The sequence below is a fragment of the Dyadobacter sp. CY261 genome, from assembly GCF_021440085.1.
Taxonomy (GTDB): domain Bacteria; phylum Bacteroidota; class Bacteroidia; order Cytophagales; family Spirosomataceae; genus Dyadobacter.
Genome location: NZ_JAKCPW010000004.1, coordinates 339,476 through 357,171, shown reverse-complemented (window position 1 = coordinate 357,171; position 17,696 = coordinate 339,476). Strand labels below are relative to the sequence as shown.

Below are 17,696 nucleotides of genomic sequence, written 5' to 3'. Positions count from 1 at the left end.
GGTCATTCGCCCAATTAAACAGCCGTGCGGGCAGATACATGACGGTCAAGGCCGTGTTTAACATTTCATTAACTTTTAAGCTTTTAAATCGGCCAGGTGGTAGACGACCAGTCCTTCCAGCGGTGATTTCAAAATGCGGCCTGATTGTAATCCCTCACTTTCGAGTACGCCAAGGAGAACATCCTGATAATAATAGGCAATGGAACCGGTAAAATGCACGGGGTATTTCTCCGCATTATGGTGTTTCAAAATGTATTTTTTTACAAAAAGGCCAAATGCATTCTTAAGAAGTTCCTGCATAAAACCATGCGACCGGTGCTCAGCAATGAATTCCGAAAAAGAGGCGAAATACCGGTTAGGGTAAGGTTTTTTGTAAGCATGATCCAGCACAGTGAGGCGGTCGAGACCGGGATACTCTTTGATAAAAATTTCGTGGAGGTCCTGTGGCAGCTCGTTTTGCAGATAATGTACGACGAGTGTTTTTCCCAGATAAGAACCGCCCCCTTCGTCCCCCAGCCAGAAACCCAGTGAACCGATAGAATGCGTGATGCGCTGACCGTCGAAGAATGCATTGTTGGCTCCTGTACCTAATATGCATGCAAGCCCAGGTTCGTGCCCGCATAGCCCGCGTGCGGCCCCGAGCATATCTGAGGCGACTTCCACAGCGGTCGCAGACTGGAAGCAGTGCTTTAATGCATTGGTAACCGGCATGCTCGATTTTTCATCGGCACAGCCCGCGCCGTAAAAATGTATTTCGTGAATATCGCCTGCTATTTCTGGAAGCACCTGATTTTGTAAAACCGGGATGATTTCTTCGGCAGTTTGATAGAAGGGGTTAATGCCGGCAGACTGTAGAACTTGCTGGTTACCTGATTGATCGTCGATCGTAACCCAGTCTGTTTTGGTGGAGCCGCTGTCGGCGATCAGGATATATCTGGAAGACATTGGAAAAATTTTCGGCCTTGGTTCGTCAATTCGATTGTTCGGGCAATTGCAGTTTGCCGATGATGTTGAAGCGCTCAAAAACACGTTCAGTATGCGGGGCATCGCCCAGCTCCTTGGTAAGGTCCTGGCCTGCCCAGTGCTCGTAGTGGTGGCCATTACGCCAAAGACGTGATGAGGTCATATCGTAGATCATTCCCTGATAGGCACACCAGATTTCCTCCCTGTCCTGTCCATTCCGAAGCGCCAGTTGTGCCCTGGTATATACTTTCATTTTTAGGTTTTTTCTCGGCAATTTAACGATAAGGGTATTCCGTTGGAAAATTAAGGGCCGATCTGCAATGAATATTTTGATTATAAGACTAAAATGTAAGAACTTGGCGTTTTAAAATAGAGATTCACGAAAAATAAAATATGAGAAAAAATTACGCTCTTCTATGGTGTTCAATCGTCGTCCTGGGATTGATTACGGTGGGTTGCAAAGATAAAGTGAAACCCGTTTCTGAAAGGATCGCAAAGGCCTGGACGGCAGAATCTGTTAAGCATGGCGCTACGGTAGTTTATACCCGAGGCGGTTCTGGTAATATCGAGGCGGCCTATTCCGGTTTCCGTTTGACGCTCACCAATAGTAACGGTACTAAAACCGTAAGCCTGACGGATGTCGATGCCAAAACTTTTACGGGTACGTGGGACCTGGAAGGTGATACGAAGCTTATCCTGAAAGACCTGACACCCCAGCCAACCGGTTCGGGAGGTACTTTGGAATTTACGATTTCAGGATTGGAAGATTCCAAAGTTGTTCTTACACGCCTGAAAGCAAGTCCCAAAACCGGTGGTACAATTAACGAATACACATTGACTAACCCGTAAGCGGAAGTCGATCTTATATATCAGGGCGAAGCCATTCTCAATGCGGGAATGGCTTCGCTTTTTTGTCTAATTTTGCGAAATGGAAACAAGAACTGAAATAAGCAGCCTGGGTGAATTCGGGCTGATTCAAAGGATAAATAAAGGGATTAAAACCGTTTTGCCCGACACGGTGCGAGGCATTGGCGATGATGCAGCGGTGATCGATATGGGCGGGGAATATGGGTTGCTAACTACCGATATGTTTCTCGAGGGAATCCATTTCGATCTTACATTTTTCCCGCTCAAACATTTAGGTTATAAGTTCATTTCCACCGGCGTCGCCGACATTGCGGCGATGAATGGCATTCCCCGCCAGGTTACAGTAAATATCGCGTTGAGCAACCGCTTTTCGGTAGAAGCTGTGGATGAGCTTTATGAAGGCATGAAGGTGGCCTGCAAAGATTTCAATGTAGATCTGGTGGGTGGCGACACCACTTCTTCACGTTCTGGCCTGATCGTTTCAGTAAGTGTTTTTGGAAAAGTAAAAAAGGAAAAAATCGCTTACCGGAACACGGCAAAACCTAATGACCTGCTTTGTGTGACCGGCGACCTCGGTGGTGCTTACCTGGGTTTGCAGCTGCTGGAACGAGAAAAGCAAGTTTTTCTGGCCAATCCGAATATGCAGCCGGAATTGGAAGGAAAAGATTACGTGATACAGCGCCAATTGCGGCCCGAGGCACGAATGGATGTAGTGTATGAGCTTGAAGAAGCGGGCGTGGTTCCCACATCGATGATCGACCTTTCGGATGGCTTGGCATCAGATCTCCTGCATATATGCGCGCAGTCGGGTGTTGGCGCAGTAGTCTTTGAAGAGCGCCTGCCGATTGATGACCAGACATTCCTGGCAGCATCTGAACTGAATATAGCCGCAGCTACGGCGGCACTAAACGGAGGAGAGGATTATGAATTGCTTTTCACCGTTTCACAGTCGGCCTACGAGCTAATCAAGGATAACCCCAAGATTACTTTCGTTGGTTACATTACTGATAAACAAGGGGAGGTGGAGCTCCATACCAAAGGCGATACCAGGATACCACTTACAGCCCAGGGCTGGAACGCATAACCTATTTTTCCATCGGATATTTCAAAGCATAGCCATCCCGGTTATGCTTTTTGTTTTGCCGGGGGCACGCAACCATCGGAATGTTTTGGTCGTAATCGCGACGTATTCAATTCATCTCTAACAAATCATAATTAAATCCGATGAAAATTTTTTCAACTTCCAAATTGCTGGTAGCAATAGGATTGTTAATGGCCGTCAGCCTTTCCTGCTCGGACGATGACGACGCCGATCCTATACCAACACCAACCAACGATGTTCAATTGAAAGACAATGCGAAAGTGGGCGGTAAAATCCTCACTGACAAAAACGGCAAAACACTTTATTTCTTCTCGAAAGACGCTTCCGGTACGTCGGCTTGCTCGGGAGGCTGCCTGACCAACTGGCCGATCTATTCGGCGGGCGACCTGACGGCCCTCAAACTCGATACGGGGCTCGACAAGGCCGATTTCGGCACGATTACGACGGATGGCAAGCCGCAAACAACCTACAAAGGCTGGCCGCTTTACTATTACAAGGACGACGCCGCTCCCGGAGATGCCAATGGGGAGAACGTAGGTACCGTTTGGTTCGCCGCCAAAACCGATTACAGCATTATGATTGCGAGCGGACAACTCGTTGGCAATGATGGTAAATCATACAAATCGGATTACACCGAAGGAACCGGGGAGACCCAGTTCTTCACCGACGGAAAGGGAAGAACCTTGTATGCGTTTGCCAACGACAAAAACAACAAGAACAATTTCACAAAAGCCGATTTCTCAAATGACGCTGCTTGGCCTATTTACACGGCCGACCTGAAATCCCTGCCCTCGACCGTTGACAAGACATTATTCAGTACAATTGATGTATTTGGTAAAAAACAGCTGACCTACAAAGGCTGGCCGTTGTACTATTTTGGTCAGGACGGAACCGGAAGAGGCGCTACTAAGGGTGTAAGCGTTCCGAAACCAGGCATCTGGCCGATTGTCAACAAAGAATCACCGAATGCGCCTAACTAAATAAGTGCTTATTACACGTGTAGTTGAAAAGTGGCTTTCCGAAGAGGATCGCCACTTTTTTTGTCGTTATTTACCCCAGTGGGACACGAGTTCTTCAAATTGATGTTGCAACTGCAAAGTCCTCTTACCGGCTGTTCCGCTCCCCACGGGCTGTTCGCCGATTTGTACCACCGGCATAACCCACTTGGTGGTGCTGGTAGTGAAAACTTCATCGGCCGTGATGATTTCTTTGTAGGAAACCGGGCGAATCTCCACGTCGAAATTCGCTTTGGCAAGCTCGATCACCACGCGTCGCGTAATGCCATTGAGGATATTCCGGTCCGAGGTAATGAGTTTGTCCCCCTGGAATGCGAAAAGGTTGCTTCGCGTCAGTTCGCTCACTTCCCCGTCTTTGTGAAAAAGCAGATCGGCTGCATTCTGGCGTTTCAGTTCGTCGGCCATGAGCACCATATGCACATAATTGGTCGTCTTGATTTCCGGCAAATCGCGAACATATTCATAAGGCAGCACTTTGATGCCTTTCAAACGACCGGCTGGATTGTCCTGTGGCAAAGGCTCTGTCCTGATCAGAAAATTGGGCTGTATCACATGTACACTATCCGGTGCGTAACCGCCCGTGAGCACGAACCGAAATGCAACTTCCGCTTCTCCCGACATCGAATGCAAATCCGCCAGGATTTTTTCTGTTTCTGCTTGTGTAACTGGCAATGGCAGTTTCAGTAACCTTGCCGAATTCTCGAAACGCTGCCAGTAGTCGTCCCAGCGGAACGCCACACCATTGTAAGTCCTGAAATAGTCGAACAGGCCGTACCCGCGGAGGATAGTAAGGTCGTTAGTCTGAAAAACCGGCTGGTCGACAGCAACGATTTCACCGTTGAAATATTGGTAAAAGGGCATGAAAAGCTGGATTTGTTGATTGAGGTAAAGTTATTGATAAAGGCAGGGCAAATACTGCTTTTGTAAATGTAAATGCCAATTTTTAGGTTTTATCTTTGCAGTTCATATAACCCGCCGGGCCAGCCATGGGCCAGTCAACATTACGCTTCACATGATTGATTCCACATTGTTACTTGAAAAACTTCAGACAGAATTTGACCTGCATTCATACGGAGAGGCTCCCGTAGAACTTTATGAGCCAATTACATATATCATGTCCCTCGGCGGAAAGCGCTTCCGACCGTTGCTGACATTGCTTGCCACTTCCATTTTTGATACGGATATTACGAAAGCCTTGAAGCCCGCAATGGCTGTTGAAGTGTTTCATAACTTTACCCTCATGCATGACGACATCATGGACCGCGCGCCTTTGCGCAGGGGTATGCCTACGGTGCACGAGAAATGGAATGCTAACACGGCCATTCTCTCGGGCGACGTGATGCTGATCAGGGCTTATGATCTGTTGCTGGATGTGCCAAAAGATAACCTGCGGGCTGTTTTGAGCCGGTTTAATCAAACGGCTGCGGAAGTGTGTGAGGGACAGCAGCTCGATATGAACTTCGAGACACGCTGGGATGTGACGGAGGAAGAATACATTGGTATGATCCGCCTGAAAACGTCGGTACTGCTGGGTTTTGCGCTGGAACTGGGCGGGATGATTGCCGGAGCCGACGAGGAAACGGTGAAATTGCTATACGCAGCAGGCGAGAATATGGGTATTGGTTTCCAGCTCAAAGACGACCTGCTGGATGTCTACGGAGATCCCGCGAAGTTTGGAAAGCAAGTTGGGGGTGACATTATTGCCAACAAAAAAACATTTCTGCTCATCGAAGCATTGTCGAAGGTGGAAGGTGATTTAAAAGTTGAACTGGATCGCTGGATCGCGCTCGAAAAGTTTGATAACACAGAGAAAGTGAATGCGGTAACCGCCATTTATAATGCGCTGGATATTCGCGCATTTACCGAACATAAAATAAATGAATATTTTTCGCGGGGAATAGCTAGTTTACGGCAACTGCGTTCGGATAGTATTCAAAAAGAAGTGCTCTTGCAGTTTGTGGAGCAGCTTGTGGCGCGGGAAAAGTAATTTTATTTAATCAATAAACTATTCTATGTCGATCACCCTCATTCTGATCATTATAACTTCTGGTATCAGCTATTATGCCTTCAATAATTACAGCTTGATGGACAAGTTGATCCTGAATCCTTATCGCGTAACGCAGCGTAATGAGTATTACCGGTTTATAACGTCCGGCTTCATTCATGCGGATTTTGGGCACCTTATTTTCAACATGCTGAGCTTGTGGTTTGTGGGCGAAAGTATCGAGCGGCTTTTCGCAATGCTCTTTGGCCCGAGCGGCACATTCTACTATCTGTTCCTGTATCTGGTGGGCATTATTGTTTCAGATATCCCTACATTTCTGAAACATAGGAAAAACTCGCAATACAATTCGCTGGGAGCATCAGGCGGGGTCTCAGCCATCCTTTTTGCAGCGATTTTGTATGCCCCGCTGATGGAAGTTGCACTATATTTCTTCATCCGTATGCCCGGATTCATATTTGGTATCCTGTTTTTGGGCTACTCTTTCTATGAGGCCAGAAGGGGTACCAGCTATGTCAACCACAGCGCGCATTTGTACGGCGCAATTTTTGGGATGGTGTTTATGGCGGTGGTGTATCCAAGTTCAGTGCCGATGTTTTTTCAGCAAATCCTGGGTTGGCTATTTTAGCTTCGCCAGCACAGTTACGCTGCCCACCGTTTTGTCTTGAAGATTAACCTTGATTTCGGCGTCCAGGGGAACATAAATATCGACTCTGGACCCGAATTTGATAAAGCCCATTTCGGTGCTTTGCTCCACTTTATCGCCTTCCTTCACATACCAGCGGATACGACGCGCAGCGGCACCCGCGATTTGGCGAAATAGTACATCTATGCCCTCGATCGTGCGAATCACGACCGTGGTCCGCTCATTTTCAGTACTTGATTTCGGATGCCAGGCCACCAGGTAAAGGCCGGGATGGTATTTGAAATATTGAATAACCCCGCTGATAGGGTTCCAGTTAATGTGTACATTCAATGGCGACATGAAGATGCTGATCTGGCGGCGTGGCCCTTTGAAATATTCGGTTTCGACCACCTCTTCAATTACCACAACTTTGCCGTCACAAGGCGCCACAATTTCGCGGTCGCTTTTGTGGACGATGCGTGTTGGAACGCGGAAAAACTGCACCACGAGGAAGAAAACGATAATGCTGCCGATCAGCACCAAGCGCGGGATCCAGTAGCCATCGGGAAGGAGATAGTTGATCCCTAAATTTATGAGGATCAATATGATGGCAGTGATAGCCATGATAGCATATCCCTCTCTGTGCAGTTTCATGAAGGTTTATTTTCGTTAATGATAATCTCTGAATTGCAAATATCGCATAAATCCTGATTTTCCGGTCATGAAAAAGCCCTGGCAATAGCGTCAGGGCTTTTTCTGTAACGTCATAAGTGACTACGCCTCATGTGCGTCGATCACCACACAATCGCCGTTTTTAACTTCATGTTCCACTTTCTTGAACTTTACGTCACGCACAATACGTCCGTCGCGGTATTGAACTGATACCTTCTGGTTGCGATCGGCGATTTTGATTGTCCGTACAGGTTGCGCTTTGGTTGTTGACTCCTGTGAGTGGAAAATATCAGTTTCCACATCGAAATCTTCTTCACGGTTCGTGTGCAGCTCAGGCGCAGGCTCCGGACGGCGAACCTGCTGCGGAACCGCGGTTGGTGGCGCCGCTTCTTCTTGCGGAATATCTGCTTTCATGAGGAATGAAATCATATCGAAATTCACCTTGCTCAGGAAGCGTTTGAAGAGTTCAACGGATTCGAATTTGTAGATCAACAACGGGTCTTTTTGTTCGAATACTGCATTCTGAACGGATTGTTTCAAATCATCCATTTCACGCAAATGCTCTTTCCATTCCTGATCAATGAGCGAAAGCACGATCGCTTTCTCCATTTCGCGGGTGATGTCCTTACCCTCGCTCTCGATCGCTTTTTGCAAGCCTACTACCACCCCGGCCTGACGAATACCGTCGGTAAAAGGAATCATGATCTCGGAAATCACCGCGCCGCGTTCCGCATGAATAGAGCGGAGCACGGGTAATGCTTTGCCTGAGATCGAATCGTTTTTTTCCTGATATTGCTTCTCGGCGGCATCGTATAGCTTTTGCGAGCGATCGGAAGGTTTCAATGCTACGTATTCATTTTCGCTGAAAGGTACTTCCATTCCCAGTGTAGTAATGGCAGCCAGCTCAAGTTCAGCATAGCTTCCTGCGGTAGTTGCGATTTCATCGCACACATCGTACAACGTGTTGGCAATATCCACTGCCAGACGATCTCCGAACAATGCATTGCGACGACGAGTGTAGATCGCGTCACGCTGATAGTTCATGACATCATCATATTCGAGCAGGCGTTTCCGCATACCGAAGTTATTTTCCTCGACTTTTTTCTGCGCTCTTTCAATCGATTTCGTGATCATCCCGCTCTGGATCACTTCACCTTCTTCGAGGCCCATGCGGTCCATTACCTTGGCCATACGGTCGGAACCGAAGAGGCGCATCAGGTTATCTTCCAGGGAAACGAAGAATTGCGATGAACCCGGGTCACCCTGGCGACCTGAACGACCTCGCAACTGCCTGTCGACACGGCGGCTTTCGTGACGCTCCGTACCGATGATCGCCAGACCGCCCGCTGATTTCGACTCTGCGGTCAGCTTAATATCGGTACCACGACCTGCCATGTTGGTAGCGATGGTTACAGTTCCCGGTTTACCGGCTTCCGCAACCACTTCCGCTTCACGCTGGTGTTGTTTCGCATTCAAAACCTGGTGTTGGATCTTGCGGAGCGTAAGCATCCGGCTGATGATCTCGGAGTTTTCGACCGAAGTTGTTCCCACGAGTACCGGTCTTCCAGCTTCTACTAATTCTACGATCTCGTCGGTAACGGCATTATATTTCTCGCGAACCGAGCGGTAAACTTTATCTTCCTGGTCTTTACGAACAATACCTCTGTTGGTAGGGATTGAAACGACGTCAAGTTTGTAGATTTCCCAGAACTCTCCCGCTTCGGTTTCCGCCGTACCGGTCATACCGGCCAGTTTGTGGTACATCCTGAAATAATTTTGCAGGGTAACCGTCGCATAAGTTTGCGTCGCATCTTCCACGCGCACACTTTCTTTGGCTTCGATCGCCTGGTGCAAGCCGTCGGAATAGCGGCGACCGTCCATGATACGGCCAGTCTGCTCATCAACGATCTTCACTTTTCCGTCCATGATCACGTACTCGACGTCTTTTTCGAAAAGCGTAAATGCTTTCAAAAGCTGGTTCACAGTGTGGATACGTGCCGTTTTTACGGAATAGTCGCGGATCAATGCCTCTTTCTGAATCACACGGTCGTGCTCGTTGAGCGAGGCGTCTTTTTCTATGGCATCGAGGTCAACCGCAATATCGGGGAGGATGAAGAAGTTGGATTCTTCTGATTCGCCGGTCAGGAAGTCGATTCCTTTTTCGGTGAGTTCGATGCTGTTGTGGCGCTCGTCGATGGTAAAATACAGCGGCGCATCGGCTTGCGGCATCAATTTTTGGTTTTCTGCAAGATAAATCGATTCCGATTCCTGCATGATCGCTTTAACCCCCGATTCGCTGAGGTACTTGATAAGCGGTTTGTATTTCGGCATACCGCGGTGTGCACGGAACAAAGCCAGACCGCCTTCTTTTTTGTCACCTGCGGCAATTTTCTTTTTGGCGTCGTTCAGGAATTCCATTGCGAGGCGCTTTTGTGCTTCCACGATCCTCGAAACGCGCGGTTTCAGTTCTAGATACTCTTGCTCGTCGCCACGTGGTACAGGCCCGCTGATGATCAATGGTGTACGCGCATCGTCAATCAGAACGGAGTCAACCTCATCCACCATCGCGAAGTGGTGTTTGCGCTGAACGAGCTCTTCCGGCGTCCGTGACATATTGTCACGCAGGTAATCGAACCCGAATTCATTGTTGGTTCCGTAGGTAAGATCTGCTTTATATGCATTGCGGCGTGCAATGGTATTTGGCTGATGACGATCGATACAGTCGACGCTTAGTCCATGGAACTCAAAAAGCGGGGCATTCCATTCGGCGTCACGTTTCGCGAGATAGTCGTTTACGGTTACGATGTGCACGCCCTGACCTGCGAGTGCATTCAAAAACGAAGGAAGGGTTGCTACGAGGGTCTTACCTTCACCCGTTGCCATTTCCGAAATTTTACCCTGGTGCAGCACCACACCACCGATTAGCTGCACATCGTAATGGATCATGTTCCATTTGATCGGCTGGCCGATCACATCCCAGGTAGTATTCCAAACCGCTTTGTCGCCGCTAATTGTCACGTGTGACTTTTTCGTTGCGATTTCGCGGTCAAAATAATTGGCAGTTACTTCCAGGCTATCATTTTCTGTAAAACGGCGGGCCGTATCTTTGACGATCGCGAATGCTTTCGGAAGAATATCGAGCAACACCTTTTCCAGCTCTTTATTTCTTTCCAGTTCGAGGGCGTCAATTCTCTTGAAAATCACCTCCTTGCTATCTACATTGGGTTCGTCGGCAGCCTGCTGTTTTAATGCAGCGATTTGCTCGTCGACAGATTTAAGTTGGTCGGCAATATGTTGTTTCAGGTTTGCGGACTGTGCCCGGAGCTCATCATTCGATAGGGAGGTCAGGAGGGTATATTCAGCACTGACTTTATCAACGTACGGGGTCAATTCTTTTAAATCCCGTTCTGATTTCGTACCAAATAGCTTGGAAAATATTTTAAACATGATGTGTTGTATGTTTTTTAACCGATTTTTCCGTAAAAAATATTGCGCCTGCTGATAATCGCGTGTCAGATTGTCAGCAAAACCTGCATTTACAATCCCAAAGGTAATTCATTGCCAATAGTATTACGCAACAACTGGCATAATCCTAATGCATATCTAATGTTTTTGATCACCAAAAATAACCCGTGCTACCGTGGTTGGACCGTCTGTATAGATTTTTAACCACTACTAGGTAATGCATAGTACCTTTGAATCATCAAAACGACATAAACAGATTTAGCCATGAACCACAATAGATTGTTCCGAAACACCAGCAACAAAATGATCGGCGGCGTTGCTTCCGGATTAGCCGACTACTTCGAGATCGACGTTACCATTGTCCGCGTATTGTTCGTCCTCGCGATATTCATCCCGGTTACTTTCCCCGTCTTTTTGTTTTACATCATCCTTTGGATCGTCATGCCGGATATCGCAAAACGACCCAGAGAGCTGGAACAAGGGCATATCCCTTCCTGATTTTTAAAGCTCCATCAGCAAAGACTTGGTAGTTACAAACCGTCGGACAACAAACTCCGGCGGTTTGTTGTTTTAGGATTAATACCTATTTTTACCAATGGTATGCAGGCATACTAACATGGGTGAGCCTGCATTAACGTCGATTTCAAACCAGATTCAAATATGAACGCATACATTGTTGCGGGCTATCGTACCGCGGTGGGCAAAGCGCCGAGAGGCGGGTTCCGGTTTACACGTCCTGACGACCTCGGAGCGACGGTAATTAAACATTTGCTGGAACAAATCCCACAGCTCGACCCGACCCGCGTGGATGATGTAATTGTTGGTAATGCCGTGCCGGAGGCCGAACAGGGAATGCAGATGGGTCGTTATGTGGCCTTGCTTTCACTACCGAAAAATGTTTCAGGCATTACAATCAATCGCTATTGTGGCTCCGGTGTGGAGGCGATTGCCATGGCATCCGCGAAAATCCATGCCGGAATGGCCGAGTGCATTATTGCTGGTGGTACTGAATCGATGTCACTCGTGCCGACTATGGGCTGGAAAACTGCATTGAACTACGAAATAGCGCATACCAATCCTGATTATTACCTGAGTATGGGTCTCACCGCTGAACAGGTGGCAAAGGACTTCAATATTAGCCGGGAAAAGCAGGATGAATTTTCATTACAGTCACACCAAAAGGCGTTGCGTGCGCAGAAGGAGGGCTGGTTTGCCGATGGCATTGTGCCGGTAACCGTGAAAGAAACCTATTTTGATGCGGCGTCGGGCAAGAAAAAGACAAAAGAAATGGTCATTAGCCAGGACGAAGGGCCGCGTGCCGACACGACTATCGAAGCATTAAACAAATTAAAACCCGTTTTCGCGGCCGGAGGATCGGTTACCGCCGGGAATTCTTCGCAGACTTCGGACGGGGCGGCATTTGTATTGGTGATGTCGGAAAGACTTGTGAATGAACTGGGCCTGAAACCGATCGCACGCATGATGTCCTATGCGACGGCAGGTGTCGATCCGCGGATTATGGGTATTGGGCCAGTTGCTGCAGTGCCACTGGCATTGAAACAGGCCGGATTAAACCTGAATGATATTCAGCAAGTGGAACTGAATGAAGCCTTCGCGGCGCAGTCGCTTGCGGTGATCCAGGAGCTCGGTATTGATCCGGAGATTGTCAATCCAAATGGCGGTGCGATTGCATTGGGACATGCATTAGGGTCTACCGGCGCAAGGCTTTCCGTGCAGCTTTTCAATGAAATGAAGCGCCGCGACCAGAAATATGGCATGGTGACTGCCTGCGTAGGCGGAGGCCAGGGCGTTGCGGGTATCTATGAGCGGCTCAACTAGGCCGTAGACTAACAATCAAAGCGAATTTAAAGGTCTCCCCGGAAGTGTTAACCATCTTCCGGGGAGATTCTTTATTTTTGCCCTTTCAACATGCACGCCTTTTTCATGGATGTATCCATCGTTATTATCAATTACAGGACGCCTCAACTCATCATCAATTGCTTAAATTCTATCAATCGATTTACGTCAGGAGTAACTTTCGAGGTAATCGTTGTTGACAATGATCCTGAAAACGGTGGTAGAGCGTTGGTGAAGGAGGCTCACCCTGAAGTGCGATGGATCGATATGGCATACAATGCCGGATTTGGCATTGCCAACAACCAAGGCATGGAAATAGCGCAAGGGGAATATCTGTTGCTGCTGAATGCGGATACACTCGTGACCGACAATGTGATCGGTCGTTGCTTCGAACGGATGAACCAACGCCCCGACATTATCGCGTGTGGGGCATTGCAATATTATCCGGATGGCACTCCAATGCCCTTTTACCAGAGCTTTAACGAATTCCGGAGAACGTTTTTCATCCTGCCCCCGAGCGGCCTGGTAGACAAGGTCGTTAACAAACTCTACCCCGAACCGACCTACGATGATCCCGACCAACACGATTGGCTGGTAGGGGCATTTATGTTTGTAAGGCGGGAAGGTTTTGAAAAAACGGGAGGTTTCAGTAAAGACTTTTTTATGTATGGTGAAGACGTAGAATGGTCGGGGAGATTGGGAAAGCTGGGTAAGCTGTGCTATTTTCAGGATTGTACTTTTATCCATCTTGAAAACAACAACCCGTTCCGGCGGACGCATATTTCGTGGATTAACCGTTTCAGTACTCAAATGCAGGTTTCCAATTTCCTGTGGGTACGGAAACAATATGGTATTTTCCAGTACATCCTGCTAATCCTGCATTACATTTTCATGGTGCCGGTAGTGTATGGCTGGAAAATGCTTTTAAATCTGCGAAAAAGCGGGAATCCATTCTCGGAACTTCGCACACAACATATATATGTAAGGAAGACTCGCGTTCTGTTAAAGTATTTCTGGAAAACGCTGTTTCTCAAACAGGAGCTGTATAAGATCAAGCCTCACGAGAACATCGACCTCTTAACTGCCTCTGCATGAATCAATCGAAAAAAAGAATCCTCTTTTTTACACCCTATGCCACACGGACAGGATCAGAAATGATGCTGTTATACATTTTGAAAAAAATAGACCGTTCCCGTTTTGACGTCGGTATAGTCAGTTTTGCAAACGGCGAACTGCTGACCGATTTTCCGCAAGACATTCCTGTTCACATTGCCCCGCGCAAATTCAATACGATTGAGAAAATTTCCTTTCACCTCGGGATTAACCCAACGCTTCGTGCATTAAGAAAGCTTGCCAGGAGTTTCCAGGCAGATTTTTGGTATGTGAATACTACGATGATCCCGGAGACGATCGTGGTGGCAAAGGAATTTGGGATAAAAGTAATTACCCATTTTCACGAAATGCCGCTCACATACGCATACCTGAGTGCGCCCGATTTTAAGAGCATTGTCGACTACTCGACGCTCCTGATCGGTTGCTCTCAAACGACCTGTGATTCGCTCAAAGATGCTGGTGGCAAAAATGTCGGGTTGCTTTATTCATTCATTGATCCGTCGCTGGTCAGAAAGGACGATATTCGTTCGGCTGAACTCAGAAAGAAACTGGGCATTCCGGCCGATGCATTTGTCTGGATACTGTCGGGGATGACATCCGAGCGGAAAGGTTTCGATATGCTGCCCGATATCGCCACCGAGGTGAATGACCCGCGGGTTCATCTGGTGTGGGTCGGTGCAACGATCGACGACGGATTGGTGTATTATACCGAGCAACGGTGCGCCAGCAACAAGTCGGCCACCAAAATTCATTTGGCCGGCAAGCAAAAAGAAGATTATTATGCCTATCTTAATATGGGAAATGGTTTCCTGCTTACCTCTAGGCAAGACCCTTTTCCATTGGTGATGATAGAAGCTGCGTTGCTGGGTAAACCCATTGTCGCTTTCCCGTCGGGAGGTGTTTCAGAGTTTGTCAAAGATGGAATGGGCGTTGTTACTGATGATCTAAGTGTCAGGCAGATGGTCGAGGCCATGCGCTCGGTTATGAGCGGCGAATTGAAAACCAACAGCGCTGTGAGCGTTGAGGTAGCGAGCCGTTTCAATGTGGAAAACGGATATAATGAGTGGATCGAATTAATTGACAAAACCCGTTAGTATGCTCAATTCTACGTTTGTGTATAAGTTTTTGACCCGAATTGCATTATCGCTGATCGTTCTCACGACAGCTAACCGCGTGTTCGGACAAAGCCAGGAAAGAACGACGGAGATAGATACCCAGCGCTACCTTGCGCTTATGCTCCTGAATTTGACCGACCCTGATGACATCGGTCCTGAACCCGACCTGATCCGATCGGCGCAGCAATTTGGATTGAACGCAGTTTACATCACCATTCCGTGGGACAAAGTGTATTTCAGCTCGCCGACCGAGCAGCCGCAATGGGCCAAATACGACCAGCAGATCAAGATCGCGACGGATCTGGGCATGAAAGTCGCGCTCCGGATCCATATAGGCAGGCACAGCACACGCATTAAAGGCTTCTGGGAGGTGTCGGACAGCCAGTTTAGCCATTCAAATAAACCGTTGCTAAGCGGTTATCAGGACACATTTTTCGGATTTGACAATCAGACTATTCTGGATAAAGGCGTTTCTTTCGTGAAGGAAGTGACAACCCGTTATAAACATTTACAGACTGAGAAAAGACTGCTGTATGTTTCAGTTACCAACACCGGTACACAGGAGGGGGAATACCCGGGAGGTTTAATCGAGAACGGTAAGGAAGATGCCGCCGTTTACGACTACTCACCTTCTATGGTGAAAGGGTTTAAAGATTTTGTTAAACAGCATTACAAAAAGATAGAGCGGATCAATTTCCTCTGGGGGATGACTTTCAAGTCGTTCGACGAAGCCAATCCGCCCGCAACGGCATGGGAACCTAACCTTTCTTTCCGCCAGCGCTACGGGAAAGACTGGTACATCTACCGCCATATGATGCTCAAAAGATTTACGGAGCAGATGGTAACTGCTGTGAAGGGCATTGACCCGACGATCAAATATGTATCCGACTACGGCTCCGTGTTCGATTCGCAATCGGCGTCGCGGGGCACGTTGGGCTTTCGTGATCTGAATGAAAAAACAGATGGCATCAAGGTGAACGACAACCTTGCTTCACACGATCACCGTTGGTCTGTCGATATTCTGAAAAGCGATGCGCCTCCGGGCTTTATTACGGCTAATGAGCTGTTTGTGAGTTCCTACCTCGATAATAACGCCCATATGAAGCAGATCAACGAGAACTTCGAGCATGGCGCGAACGTAGTAGCAGTGGTAATTTCGCAGAAAGAACAGATGGCGCGGGCAGAGGGTTTCCTCAGGCAGGGTGCAACGGCCTGGCTGAATACGCCGATGAAACCGATTGTTTATGCAGATTCGGTGTCCTATCGCTTGTCGGCTGCCACGGAAAAAGGCGGCGCACAAGGCGTAATTTATGACGAATGGGCCAAGAGAGCTTATCTCGATCCCGCTCACCCGCGACCTATCCGTATCAGGCTCATCGAAGATATACTGTCGCCGAGTTATTGGGAGGATGCGTCCAATCATGCACCTTATGTATTCAGGCCTGTACCAATGCAGATCATTCCGGTAAACAAGGACTTTGAGTACCGGCTGCCGATCGACACTTTTTCGGATGTGGACGGAACGATCGTACGCGTAGAAGTGGGCTCTTTACCGGCGTGGCTTCGTTACGAAGGCGGTGTTCTGCGCGGCAGGCCATCGACGCTTGGCGATTATCGTATTTCGGTGAAAGGAATTGACGATGAGGGTGGTTCGTCGGAGGCGTTTTTCACTGTCCGTGTGGACACGCGGGAGAATGCCAACAAGCCTCCGACCGTCGATAGCAATTTCTCGAACCAAATGGTGGCCGTGAACAAGCCGTTTACTATTACGATTCCTAAAACCGCTTTTGTTGATCCCGATGGTGAGATCACCAAAGTAGAAGCCAGCGGGCTGCCGTCCTGGTTGACCTTTACCAACGGCGTGTTGAGCGGTACCCCGACAACATTGGGCGATCACCGCATTATTCTCAAAGCTTACGACGACCTGAATGCATTCGTAGAGACGTATTTTACGGTCAAGGTCGTGGAGCCGCAGTTCCTGAATGCACCGCCTTTCGCGACCACCACACTGTCGGTTAAATATGGGCAGATCAACATGCCTTTCAACTACATTCTCCCGTCAAACCTATTTGGTGATCCTGACGGGTACATTTCTTCTATCACAGTTCAAAATCGGCCTTCCTGGCTGAATTTCGCACTGAATGTATTTTCGGGAACGCCCACAGAAGAAGGAGAGTACCGACTGATCATCCGCGCCTACGACAATGCGGGTGCGTATGTTGAAATTCCCTTGATCCTGCTGGTGCAGATTCCGGAGATCCGTTTTGAACTTGTTCAGGCGGGAAGCAAGGTGGACCAGCGGGTGATCCGGAAACTCTCCGGCGATGATGTGATTCCTTACGATTCCTTGCCGTCTAAGTTGAACATGTATGCTTACGGAAACTTTGAATATGACAGAGTTTCTTTCGACCTGAATGGTCCTTACCGCCGTAAATCGACAACTGCTATTTTCCCTTATGCCTTGTATGAAGACGCCTCTGGCTTTGCGCCTTACGTGGGAAGGTATACATTGACTGTGACGGCTTTCAAGGAAGATTCAGCCGTTGTGACTAATTCCATCGAGTTTGGTATTTCAGCCGGAGATAAAAGCGATATCACAAAAGACATGGAAGATTGGGCATTCTATCCCAATCCGGTGGAAAGTATCCTGAATATCAAAGTTCCTGAGTATCAGCCAGGGGACAGTTTATCCTGCGAAATCATCACAGTGTCCGGCAAACGTATTCCGATCGCTGATGGGCTGATAGAAATGTCGGACGAACTGTTAAATCTGGATCTTGATGCCATAGGCCTTTCCTCGGGAATCTATTTCATCCGAATTGAAAATAACGGGGAGTTTTTGAAGCAGTTTAAAATATTCAAGAAATAGGATTCGATTTCAAGATGTAGATAAAAAGAA

Annotated in this window: 15 protein-coding genes; 10 read left to right on the top strand and 5 right to left on the bottom strand. The window is 48.0% G+C overall.

All coding sequences use genetic code 11. From position 1 onward, the window contains the following. Nucleotides 1-75 precede the first annotated feature (75 nt). A complete protein-coding gene (locus LZD49_RS14125) occupies nt 76-945 on the bottom strand; it encodes an N-acetylglucosamine kinase (protein ID WP_234668215.1) in 870 nt (289 codons plus the stop codon). Nucleotides 946-970: 25 nt separating this feature from the next. Next, nucleotides 971-1,216 carry a cytochrome b5 domain-containing protein gene (locus LZD49_RS14120; protein ID WP_234668214.1) on the bottom strand — a complete coding sequence of 82 codons (246 nt, stop codon included), beginning with the start codon at nt 1,214-1,216 and terminating at the stop codon, nt 971-973. A gap of 140 nt (nt 1,217-1,356) precedes the next feature. On the opposite strand from LZD49_RS14120, the gene LZD49_RS14115 reads away from it, so the two are divergent. The 3 genes from LZD49_RS14115 to LZD49_RS14105 all read left to right on the top strand — a co-directional run bounded on the left by LZD49_RS14115 (nt 1,357) and on the right by LZD49_RS14105 (nt 3,912). Beyond that, nucleotides 1,357-1,812, top strand: coding sequence for a hypothetical protein (locus tag LZD49_RS14115; RefSeq protein WP_234668213.1), 456 nt, complete (start codon nt 1,357-1,359; stop codon nt 1,810-1,812). Nucleotides 1,813-1,891: 79 nt separating this feature from the next. Further along, nucleotides 1,892-2,914: a thiamine-phosphate kinase gene (thiL, locus tag LZD49_RS14110; protein ID WP_234668212.1), complete on the top strand. Its 1,023-nt coding sequence runs from the start codon at nt 1,892-1,894 to the stop codon at nt 2,912-2,914. A 140-nt stretch (nt 2,915-3,054) separates the two neighbouring features. Further along, on the top strand, nt 3,055-3,912 hold the full coding sequence (locus LZD49_RS14105; protein WP_234668211.1) for a hypothetical protein: 858 nt from the start codon (nt 3,055-3,057) through the stop codon (nt 3,910-3,912). 66 nt (nt 3,913-3,978) lie between these two features. On the opposite strand, the gene LZD49_RS14100 is transcribed toward LZD49_RS14105, so the two are convergent. Further along, the gene (locus LZD49_RS14100) at nt 3,979-4,809 is read right to left on the bottom strand and encodes an aminotransferase class IV (RefSeq protein WP_234668210.1); all 831 of its coding nucleotides are present in this window, start codon (nt 4,807-4,809) and stop codon (nt 3,979-3,981) included. A gap of 154 nt (nt 4,810-4,963) precedes the next feature. Here LZD49_RS14100 and LZD49_RS14095 point away from each other — a divergent pair, with 154 nt between their 5' ends. After that, nucleotides 4,964-5,935, top strand: coding sequence for a polyprenyl synthetase family protein (locus LZD49_RS14095; RefSeq protein WP_409021325.1), 972 nt, complete (start codon nt 4,964-4,966; stop codon nt 5,933-5,935). Between the two features lie 25 nt (nt 5,936-5,960). Next, nucleotides 5,961-6,578 (top strand): rhomboid family intramembrane serine protease, encoded by a 618-nt coding sequence (locus tag LZD49_RS14090; RefSeq protein WP_234668208.1) that lies wholly within the window; start codon nt 5,961-5,963, stop codon nt 6,576-6,578. On the opposite strand, the gene LZD49_RS14085 is transcribed toward LZD49_RS14090, so the two are convergent. Both LZD49_RS14085 and secA read right to left on the bottom strand, forming a co-directional pair. Beyond that, on the bottom strand, nt 6,570-7,229 hold the full coding sequence (locus tag LZD49_RS14085) for a phosphatidylserine decarboxylase family protein (RefSeq protein ID WP_234668207.1): 660 nt from the start codon (nt 7,227-7,229) through the stop codon (nt 6,570-6,572). The two genes, LZD49_RS14090 and LZD49_RS14085, sit on opposite strands and share 9 nt — an antisense overlap. 120 nt (nt 7,230-7,349) lie before the next feature. Further along, on the bottom strand, nt 7,350-10,694 hold the full coding sequence (gene secA, locus LZD49_RS14080; RefSeq protein WP_234668206.1) for a preprotein translocase subunit SecA: 3,345 nt from the start codon (nt 10,692-10,694) through the stop codon (nt 7,350-7,352). Nucleotides 10,695-10,976: 282 nt separating this feature from the next. Between secA and LZD49_RS14075 the strand changes: the two genes are divergently transcribed. The 5 genes from LZD49_RS14075 to LZD49_RS14055 all read left to right on the top strand — a co-directional run bounded on the left by LZD49_RS14075 (nt 10,977) and on the right by LZD49_RS14055 (nt 17,666). Further along, nucleotides 10,977-11,210, top strand: a complete 234-nt coding sequence (locus tag LZD49_RS14075) for a PspC domain-containing protein (protein WP_234668205.1) — start codon at nt 10,977-10,979, stop codon at nt 11,208-11,210. Between the two features lie 162 nt (nt 11,211-11,372). Continuing rightward, the gene (locus tag LZD49_RS14070; protein ID WP_234668204.1) at nt 11,373-12,551 is read left to right on the top strand and encodes an acetyl-CoA C-acyltransferase; all 1,179 of its coding nucleotides are present in this window, start codon (nt 11,373-11,375) and stop codon (nt 12,549-12,551) included. 105 nt (nt 12,552-12,656) lie between these two features. Continuing rightward, nucleotides 12,657-13,664, top strand: a complete 1,008-nt coding sequence (locus LZD49_RS14065; RefSeq protein WP_234668203.1) for a glycosyltransferase family 2 protein — start codon at nt 12,657-12,659, stop codon at nt 13,662-13,664. Further along, nucleotides 13,661-14,776, top strand: coding sequence for a glycosyltransferase (locus LZD49_RS14060; RefSeq protein WP_234668202.1), 1,116 nt, complete (start codon nt 13,661-13,663; stop codon nt 14,774-14,776). Before LZD49_RS14065 ends, LZD49_RS14060 begins: the two co-directional genes overlap by 4 nt. Before the next feature lies 1 nt (nt 14,777). Continuing rightward, the gene (locus LZD49_RS14055; protein WP_234668201.1) at nt 14,778-17,666 is read left to right on the top strand and encodes a putative Ig domain-containing protein; all 2,889 of its coding nucleotides are present in this window, start codon (nt 14,778-14,780) and stop codon (nt 17,664-17,666) included. Nucleotides 17,667-17,696: the final 30 nt, after the last annotated feature.

Bases quoted from the DNA above. Each gene is read 5' to 3' on its own strand.
- LZD49_RS14125 (WP_234668215.1), bottom strand. From the start codon at position 945: ATGTCTTCCAGATATATCCTGATCGCCGACAGCGGCTCCACCAAAACA.
- LZD49_RS14120 (WP_234668214.1), bottom strand. From the start codon at position 1,216: ATGAAAGTATATACCAGGGCACAACTGGCGCTTCGGAATGGACAGGAC.
- LZD49_RS14055 (WP_234668201.1), top strand. From the start codon at position 14,778: ATGCTCAATTCTACGTTTGTGTATAAGTTTTTGACCCGAATTGCATTA.
- thiL (WP_234668212.1), top strand. From the start codon at position 1,892: ATGGAAACAAGAACTGAAATAAGCAGCCTGGGTGAATTCGGGCTGATT.
- LZD49_RS14075 (WP_234668205.1), top strand. From the start codon at position 10,977: ATGAACCACAATAGATTGTTCCGAAACACCAGCAACAAAATGATCGGC.
- LZD49_RS14085 (WP_234668207.1), bottom strand. From the start codon at position 7,229: ATGAAACTGCACAGAGAGGGATATGCTATCATGGCTATCACTGCCATC.
- LZD49_RS14090 (WP_234668208.1), top strand. From the start codon at position 5,961: ATGTCGATCACCCTCATTCTGATCATTATAACTTCTGGTATCAGCTAT.
- LZD49_RS14060 (WP_234668202.1), top strand. From the start codon at position 13,661: ATGAATCAATCGAAAAAAAGAATCCTCTTTTTTACACCCTATGCCACA.
- LZD49_RS14070 (WP_234668204.1), top strand. From the start codon at position 11,373: ATGAACGCATACATTGTTGCGGGCTATCGTACCGCGGTGGGCAAAGCG.
- secA (WP_234668206.1), bottom strand. From the start codon at position 10,694: ATGTTTAAAATATTTTCCAAGCTATTTGGTACGAAATCAGAACGGGAT.
- LZD49_RS14100 (WP_234668210.1), bottom strand. From the start codon at position 4,809: ATGCCCTTTTACCAATATTTCAACGGTGAAATCGTTGCTGTCGACCAG.
- LZD49_RS14065 (WP_234668203.1), top strand. From the start codon at position 12,657: ATGGATGTATCCATCGTTATTATCAATTACAGGACGCCTCAACTCATC.
- LZD49_RS14105 (WP_234668211.1), top strand. From the start codon at position 3,055: ATGAAAATTTTTTCAACTTCCAAATTGCTGGTAGCAATAGGATTGTTA.
- LZD49_RS14115 (WP_234668213.1), top strand. From the start codon at position 1,357: ATGAGAAAAAATTACGCTCTTCTATGGTGTTCAATCGTCGTCCTGGGA.